This window comes from Micromonospora sp. NPDC023966, from assembly GCF_040639095.1.
Taxonomy (GTDB): domain Bacteria; phylum Actinomycetota; class Actinomycetes; order Mycobacteriales; family Micromonosporaceae; genus Micromonospora.
The window spans coordinates 78,898-85,741 of record NZ_JBEZZJ010000026.1; the positions used below are offsets into that span (position 1 = coordinate 78,898).

A 6,844-nucleotide genomic window follows, 5' to 3' on the forward strand; every position below is an offset into this window, starting at 1 on the left:
CTCAGCGCTCCTCCTCGGTGAGGGCGTCGAACTCGGCGAGTTCCTCATCGGTCAGATACTTGGCCAGCTCGGCCCGGTCGAACAGCGAGATCAGCTCCGCGCGCATCTTCGGCAGCGGCTTGCGGGCCAGCCGGACCGCGTCGCCGTCCAGCGAGCAGACCAGGTTCACCTGCCGCCACTTCGGGTCCATGGCCGGGTGGTCCTCCCGGGTGTGCCCGCCGCGCGACTCCTGCCGCTCCAGGGCGGCCTTCGCGGTGCACTCCGAGACCACCAGCATGTTGCGCAGATCCAGGGCGAGGTGCCAGCCCGGGTTGTAGCGGCGGCCGCCGGCCGCGCTCACCTTGGCTACCCGCTCGCGCAGCTCGGCCAGCCGCGCCAGCGCCTCGACCAGCTCGCCCTCCCGCCGGATGATGCCGACCAGATCCCCCATCACCGCCTGGAGGTCCTGCTGGAGGACGTACGGGCTCTCGCCGGTGTCCCGCTGGAGCGGGGCCAGCGCCGTCTCCACCGCGGCCTCCACCGCCGCCACCGACACCGCCGGGCGCGAGGTCAGCTGCTCGGCGTACGAGGCGGCGTGGCCGCCCGCCCGCTTGCCGAAGACCAGCAGGTCCGACAGCGAGTTGCCGCCGAGCCGGTTGGAGCCGTGCATGCCGCCGGAGACCTCACCGGCGGCGAACAGCCCGCGCACCGTGCCGTACGCCGCCCCGGAGTCCGGGTCCACCTCGACGCCGCCCATCACGTAGTGGCAGGTCGGGCCGACCTCCATCGGCTCCTTGGTGATGTCGACGTCGGCCAGCTCCTTGAACTGGTGGTACATCGAGGGCAGCCGGCGGCGGATCTCCTCGGCCGGCAGCCGGGAGGCGATGTCCAGGAAGACGCCGCCGGCCGGCGTACCCCGACCGGCCTTGACCTCGCTGTTGATGGCGCGGGCGACCTCGTCGCGGGGGAGCAGCTCCGGCGGGCGCCGGTTGTTGTCCGGGTCCTTGTACCAGCGGTCCGCCTCGGCCTCGTTGTCCGCGTACTGCTTGCGGAAGACGTCCGGGACGTAGTCGAACATGAACCGCTTGCCCTCGGAGTTCTTCAGCACCCCGCCGTCGCCGCGGACCGACTCGGTGACCAGGATGCCCTTCACCGAGGGCGGCCAGACCATGCCGGTCGGGTGGAACTGCAGGAACTCCATGTTGATCAGCGTCGCCCCGGCGCGCAGCGCCAGCGCGTGACCGTCCCCGGTGTACTCCCAGGAGTTCGAGGTGACCTTGTAGGAGCGACCGACGCCGCCGGTCGCGAGGACCACGGACGGGGCCTCGAAGAGGATGAACTCGCCGGACTCGCGGTAGTAGCCGAACGCGCCCGCGACCCGGTCGTTGTCGAGCAGCAGCTCAGTGATGGTGGTCTCGGAGAAGACCCTGATCCGGGCCTCGTAGTCGCCGAACTCCCGCTTGTCCTCCTGCTGCAGCGAGACGATCTTCTGCTGCAGGGTGCGGATCAGCTCCAGGCCGGTGCGGTCGCCGACGTGCGCCAGCCGGGGGTACTCGTGGCCGCCGAAGTTGCGCTGGGAGATCTTGCCGTCCTTGGTCCGGTCGAAGAGCGCCCCGTACGTCTCCAGCTCCCAGATCCGCTGCGGCGACTCCTTCGCGTGCAGCTCGGCCATCCGGAAGTTGTTGAGGAACTTGCCGCCGCGCATGGTGTCCCGGAAGTGCACCTGCCAGTTGTCCCGGGAGTTCACGTTGCCCATGGCGGCCGCCGCGCCGCCCTCGGCCATCACCGTGTGCGCCTTGCCGAACAGCGACTTCGAGATGATTGCGGTCTTCTTGCCGGCCAGCCGGGCCTCGATCGCCGCGCGCAGGCCGGCGCCGCCGGCCCCGATCACGACGACGTCGTAGTGGTGTCGTTCGATTCGCGTCTCAGTCATGTCCAGGCTCTCAGTTGATGAACCGCAGGTCGTTGAACCAGCCGGCCGCCACCGCCATGACGTAGAAGTCGGTCAGCGCCAGGGTGCCGAGGGTGATCCAGGCGAGCTGCATGTGCCGGACGTTCAGCCAGGACACGCCGCTCCACGCCCGGTAGCGCAGCGGGTGCTTGGAGAAGTGCTTGAGCCGCCCGCCGATGATGTGCCGGCAGGAGTGGCAGGAGATGGTGTAGGCCCAGAGCATCACCACGTTGAGCAGCAGGACCAGGTTGCCCAGGCCGAAGCCGAATCCCTTGGGCGAGTGGAAGGCGTAGATCGCGTCGTAGGTGTTGATCAGCGAGATGATCGCGGCGGCGTAGAAGAAGTAGCGGTGCAGGTTCTGGCCGAGCAGCGGGAACCGGGTCTCCCCGCCGTACGCCTGGTGCCCGTCCGGCACGGCGCAGGCCGGCGGCGACAGCCAGAACGACCGGTAGTACGCCTTGCGGTAGTAGTAGCAGGTGAGCCGGAACAGCAGCAGGAACGGCAGGGTCAGCGCCGCGTCCGGGATGATCCACCAGCCCGGCAGGAAGCTGCCGAAGTGCGAGGAGCCCTCGACGCACCGCTCGGTGACGCAGGGGGAGTAGAACGGCGTCAGGTAGTGGTACTGGTCCACCCAGTACCACTTGTGCATGAAGACTCGGACCGTCGCGTAGATGACCCAGGCGCTGAGCCCGACCACGGTGATCAGTGGCGCGAACCACCAGCGGTCGGTCCGCAACGTCTTGGCCGCGATCGCGGCGCGCCCGCGCGCTCCCCGCGGCCTCGTTGCCGTTGATGTCATTAGTCGTCTCCCTGACGGCGCCCTCACGGGGGCGGCGGATCACACCTTCCGTACCGGTCAGCGGACCGGCGAGACCGCGTCCACTGCCACGTCTTGCGCACACCAACGACCGCACCGGCGGACCGGCGCAGCTAAGTGACACACGTTACGCCGATCTTCGCGGCCCGGCCGCGCAACGCAGTGTCCCGTGTGTCCCGCAGCTTGGAAAGACCCGAACCATGATCAATATCGGCGTGGGGTCGGCGTGTTCAGCCGGACGCGCCGCCGGTGAAGTTCCAGGACGCCAGCCGCAGCGTCGGCGTCTCCCACCAGAAGCCGTCCACCCGGTCCGGTTGGCGGACCGGCGCCCGGCCGAGGCCGAGCACCCGACCGGGGCCCAACGCCCGCGGGTACGACTCGGTGAACCGGAAGTCGCGCACCCCCCGGGTGGGCACCCCGTCCTCCACCAGCCAGACGCCGTTGCGGGTAAGCCCGGTGACGACCAGTTGCTTCGGGTCCAGCACGCGGGTGTACCAGAAGTCGCTGACCAGCAGGCCCCGGGCCATGCCGGCGACCAGCGCGGCGGTGTCCGGGTCGGCCACCGCGCCGGTCACCCCGGCGCTGAGCTGCCCGGCGGCCACCTCCGCCGGGCCGTCGGTCGACAGCAGGCGGACGTTGCGCGGGAGCGGGCCGAAGGTCGACGCGCCGACCATCCCGTGCCCGGTGGACCCGGTGCCCGCCTCGGCGCCGCTGCGCCGGTCGTGCGCCACCGCCCGGGTGGTGCCCGCCTCGACCAGGGTCAGCGCCCGCCGGGGCGTGCCCTCCAGGTCGTACGGCAGCCCGGAGGCGTGCAGCGGGTCGTCCACCAGGGTCACCGCCGGGTCGAACTGGGCCGTGCCCGGCTCGGCGAAGGACTGCCGCTCGGCGTACCGCTTGCCGTTGAAGCCGTACCAGGCGAGGTTCTGCAGGAGGTCGGCGACGGCGGCCGGTTCGAGCACCACCTCGTAGCGCCCCGGAGGGAGCTCGACCGGGTCGGCCGCGGCCCGCGCCTTTGCCGCCGCCCGGGCGCCCAGGGCCGCGCCGTCGAGGTCGGCCAGGCGGTCGGCGCAGTGCCGGGCCACCCCGTCGGCGCCGCCGGTCCGGGCGATGCCGTCCATCGCCGCCTCGGCCGCCCGCCCCACCGCCGAGTGCCCGGCCGAGTTGGCGAACGCCCCGGACCGGTACGCCGTCCGGCAGTAGCCGGCGGCCTCCAGCCCTTCGACCGCGTCCACGAAGGCGCGTACCCGGGCGGCCCGCTCGTCGGGCGAGGCGGCCGCGGTGGCCTCGTCGACGGCCGCGCCGGACGGGACCGGCGCCGGCGTGGTGAGCCCCGGCCAGGCCGGGTCGGGCGGGCCGAGCCGGGCGGCGGTCAGGGTCCGCTCGACCAGGGCGGTCAGCCCGTCGGGGTCGACCAGGCTGCCGCTGCCCGCGGCCGTGCGCCCGTCGGCGTGCAGCCGGAGCCGGACCGAGGTGCCCGACTCGGCGACGTTCTGGTGGATGAACGAGTTGGCGAACCGGGTCAGCGCGAGGTCGGTCCGGGTCACCACCACCTCGGCCTGGGCGTCCGGCCCGGCCAGCCGCCGGACCAGCTCCACCACCTGGCCGGCGAGGTCCAGCTCGCTCATGCCCGCACCCCCACCCGGACGTTGCGGAAGCGGGCCGGGGCGGCCGGATGGCCCGTGTGCCCGGTCTGGCCGGGCTGCCCCTTGCCGCAGTTGGGCGTGCCCCACGGCACGATGTCGGAGGAGAGCATGTCCATCGAGCGCCAGAAGACCGGCCCGATCCCGGTGTAGGTGGGGTTGCGCAGCATCCGCCCCCGGCGGCCCTTCTTCACCTCCCAGCCGACCTCGCAGCCGAACTGGAAGTTGAGCCGCTTGTCGTCGATGGACCAGGAGCGGTTGAGGTCCATGAGCACCCCGTCGTCGGTGGCCGCGATGATCTCGTCGAGCGTGTGCGGGCCCGGTTCCAGGCCCACATTGGTCATCCGCACCATCGGCAGCCGGGCCCAGCCGTCCGCCCGTACGCTGCCGCCGTAGTCCAGGCCGGCGACGGCGGCCGAGTCCCGGCCGGCGAGCACCCCCACCCAGCGCCCCTCGCGGACCGCGTCCCGCTTGACCGCCGGGGAGCCCTCGTCGTCGAAGCCGAAGCTGCCCAGCGCGCCGGGGATGGTCGGGTCGATGGTGACGTTCATCAGCTCCGAGCCGTAGCGCAGCGTGCCGAGCCGGGTCAGGTCCAGCCAGGACGTGCCGGCGAAGGCGGCCTCCCAGCCGAGGATCCGGTCAAGCTCGATGGCGTGGCCGACGGACTCGTGGATCTGGAGGGCGAGCTGCTCGCCGCCGAGGATCAGGTCGGTCTCGCCGGACGGGCACTCGGGGGCGGTGAGCAGTTCCCGGGACTCCTCGGCGATCCGGGCGGCGTGCGCGGCCAGGTCGAGCGACGTGACCAGCTCCCAGCCGGTGGTGCCGTACTGGCCGCGGTAGCTCGGGTAGGACCGGCGCTGGGTTTCGCCGTCGCCGATCGAGGTGGCCGAGATGCCGCCGCCGCACTCCCGGATGCGCTGGTCGATCCGGTGCCCCTCGCTGGAGACGAACCACTTGGCGGTGTCCCAGATCTGGTAGAGCCCCTCGGCCAGGTCGGCCCCGTGCTCCCGCATCGTCGTGGTGGCACGCACCAGCAGGTCGCCCTTGTCGGAGAGCGGCACGCCGAGCGGGTCGACGTCGCATGCCGAGGCCCAGCTCGCCACCGTCGGCCGGACCGGGACCAGGTCGATCGGCGGGCCGGGGACCCGCGCGCTCGCGGTGGCGATCGCCGCGGCGCGTCGCCCGGCGTCGCGGGCCGCGGCGTCCGACAGCTCGGGTACGGCGTGGAAGCCCCAACTCGACCCGACCAGCGCGCGGACGCCGAGCCCGATGCTCTCGTCCTGGGTGAGCTCCTCGATGTCCCCGTTGCGGGCCGACATCGACTCGTAGCGGCGGTGCATCACCCGGGCGTCCGCGTACCGGGCTCCCGCGTCGAGGGCGGCCTGGACGGCGGCGGTCGCCGCGTCGAATCCGGTCATGCGCCCGACCCTAGGCGACCCGGCCGACACTAGTCAGCCGAGCAGTTCCTCCGGCCGGATCGTGGCGCGGACCGGCTCGGTGAGTTCCAGTGCCTCGCCCGCCTTCGTGACGGACCGCTCGACGTAGTGCGCGCCCTGCCGCTGGTGGAGGTGCATGGTCAGGGTCTCCTGGTCGATGAGCAGATACCACTCGATCCCGGCCGCCGCGTAGTAGTGCATCTTGAGCACCTTGTCGGTAGCGGCGTTGCTCGGCGAGATGATCTCGCAGACCAGGTGGACGTCACTGGCGTCGATCACGAGCACGCGCAGGTCGACGTTGTTGGTGATGACCAGGTCAGGAATCGGAATGCGACCGGGCCTCAGGCGGACGTTCACCGCTTCGAGCACCCGCAGTCCCGCCTCCCGCACCGGCTGACGGAGCACAGCGCGTAGTTCGCCCGAGATGTTCTGATGCAGGGGTGTGGGTCCGGGGGTCACGTAAAGGCTCCAGTCGAAGAGTTCGACGCGTTGCTGCGTCTCGCCGAGGGCGAGGTACTCCTCTTCCGTCCACGGGCCGTCGTGGTCGAACACCGCCGCGGTCATCGTCACCTCCACCTCGTGCCGGCGCGAATCTTCCCTTGGTCGCCGCACCCATGGTCGCACCTCACGTGCGACCACGAGGCGACGACGTCCAGTCGCAACCATGAATGTCCAGGTGAGGGCTGTTCAGGTCGGAGACCCAGTCGTTACGCTCGGGCCGCTGACAGGCCGCGTTCTGTAGCTTATTTTCGCCTCCAGAAGTTTGTTGTAAGTTCTCTTCGTCACTGAGGGAGGCGGTCATGGGCAGTTCGGAGTCGGTGCCGTCCGGGGAGCCGGACCGTCCCGAGGTGCCGGAGCAGCGCTCCGGCGAGGGCCCCTATCTCCAGGTCCGGGATCTGCGGGTGCGGTTCGACACCGAGGACGGTGTGGTGAAGGCCGTCGACGGGGTGTCGTTCGCCGTGGAGCGGGGTCGGACTCTGGGGATCGTGGGGGAGTCGGGGTCGGGCAAGAGCGTCACGTC

The 6,844-nt window shown here is 71.4% G+C and carries 6 protein-coding genes; 1 reads left to right on the forward strand and 5 read right to left on the reverse strand.

Features of this window, described 5'->3' with window-relative positions; genetic code table 11:
* Nucleotide 1: 1 nt before the first annotated feature.
* From AB0F68_RS26245 to AB0F68_RS26265, 5 genes are all read right to left on the reverse strand, one after another.
* Complete coding sequence (locus AB0F68_RS26245) at nucleotides 2-1,912, reverse strand: fumarate reductase/succinate dehydrogenase flavoprotein subunit (RefSeq protein ID WP_357342912.1); 1,911 nt, start codon at nucleotides 1,910-1,912, stop codon at nucleotides 2-4.
* A 10-nt stretch (nucleotides 1,913-1,922) separates the two neighbouring features.
* On the reverse strand, nucleotides 1,923-2,729 hold the full coding sequence (locus AB0F68_RS26250) for a hypothetical protein (RefSeq protein ID WP_357342914.1): 807 nt from the start codon (nucleotides 2,727-2,729) through the stop codon (nucleotides 1,923-1,925).
* A 248-nt stretch (nucleotides 2,730-2,977) separates the two neighbouring features.
* Nucleotides 2,978-4,372 carry a metallopeptidase TldD-related protein gene (locus AB0F68_RS26255; RefSeq protein ID WP_357342916.1) on the reverse strand — a complete coding sequence of 465 codons (1,395 nt, stop codon included), beginning with the start codon at nucleotides 4,370-4,372 and terminating at the stop codon, nucleotides 2,978-2,980.
* Nucleotides 4,369-5,805, reverse strand: coding sequence for a TldD/PmbA family protein (locus AB0F68_RS26260; protein ID WP_357342918.1), 1,437 nt, complete (start codon nucleotides 5,803-5,805; stop codon nucleotides 4,369-4,371). The genes AB0F68_RS26255 and AB0F68_RS26260 overlap by 4 nt, the downstream gene beginning before the upstream one ends.
* A gap of 33 nt (nucleotides 5,806-5,838) precedes the next feature.
* On the reverse strand, nucleotides 5,839-6,387 hold the full coding sequence (locus AB0F68_RS26265) for a Uma2 family endonuclease (RefSeq protein ID WP_357342920.1): 549 nt from the start codon (nucleotides 6,385-6,387) through the stop codon (nucleotides 5,839-5,841).
* Nucleotides 6,388-6,623: 236 nt separating this feature from the next.
* Here AB0F68_RS26265 and AB0F68_RS26270 point away from each other — a divergent pair.
* A partial coding sequence (locus tag AB0F68_RS26270; protein WP_357342922.1) for an ATP-binding cassette domain-containing protein occupies nucleotides 6,624-6,844 on the forward strand: 221 nt, incomplete at its 3' end.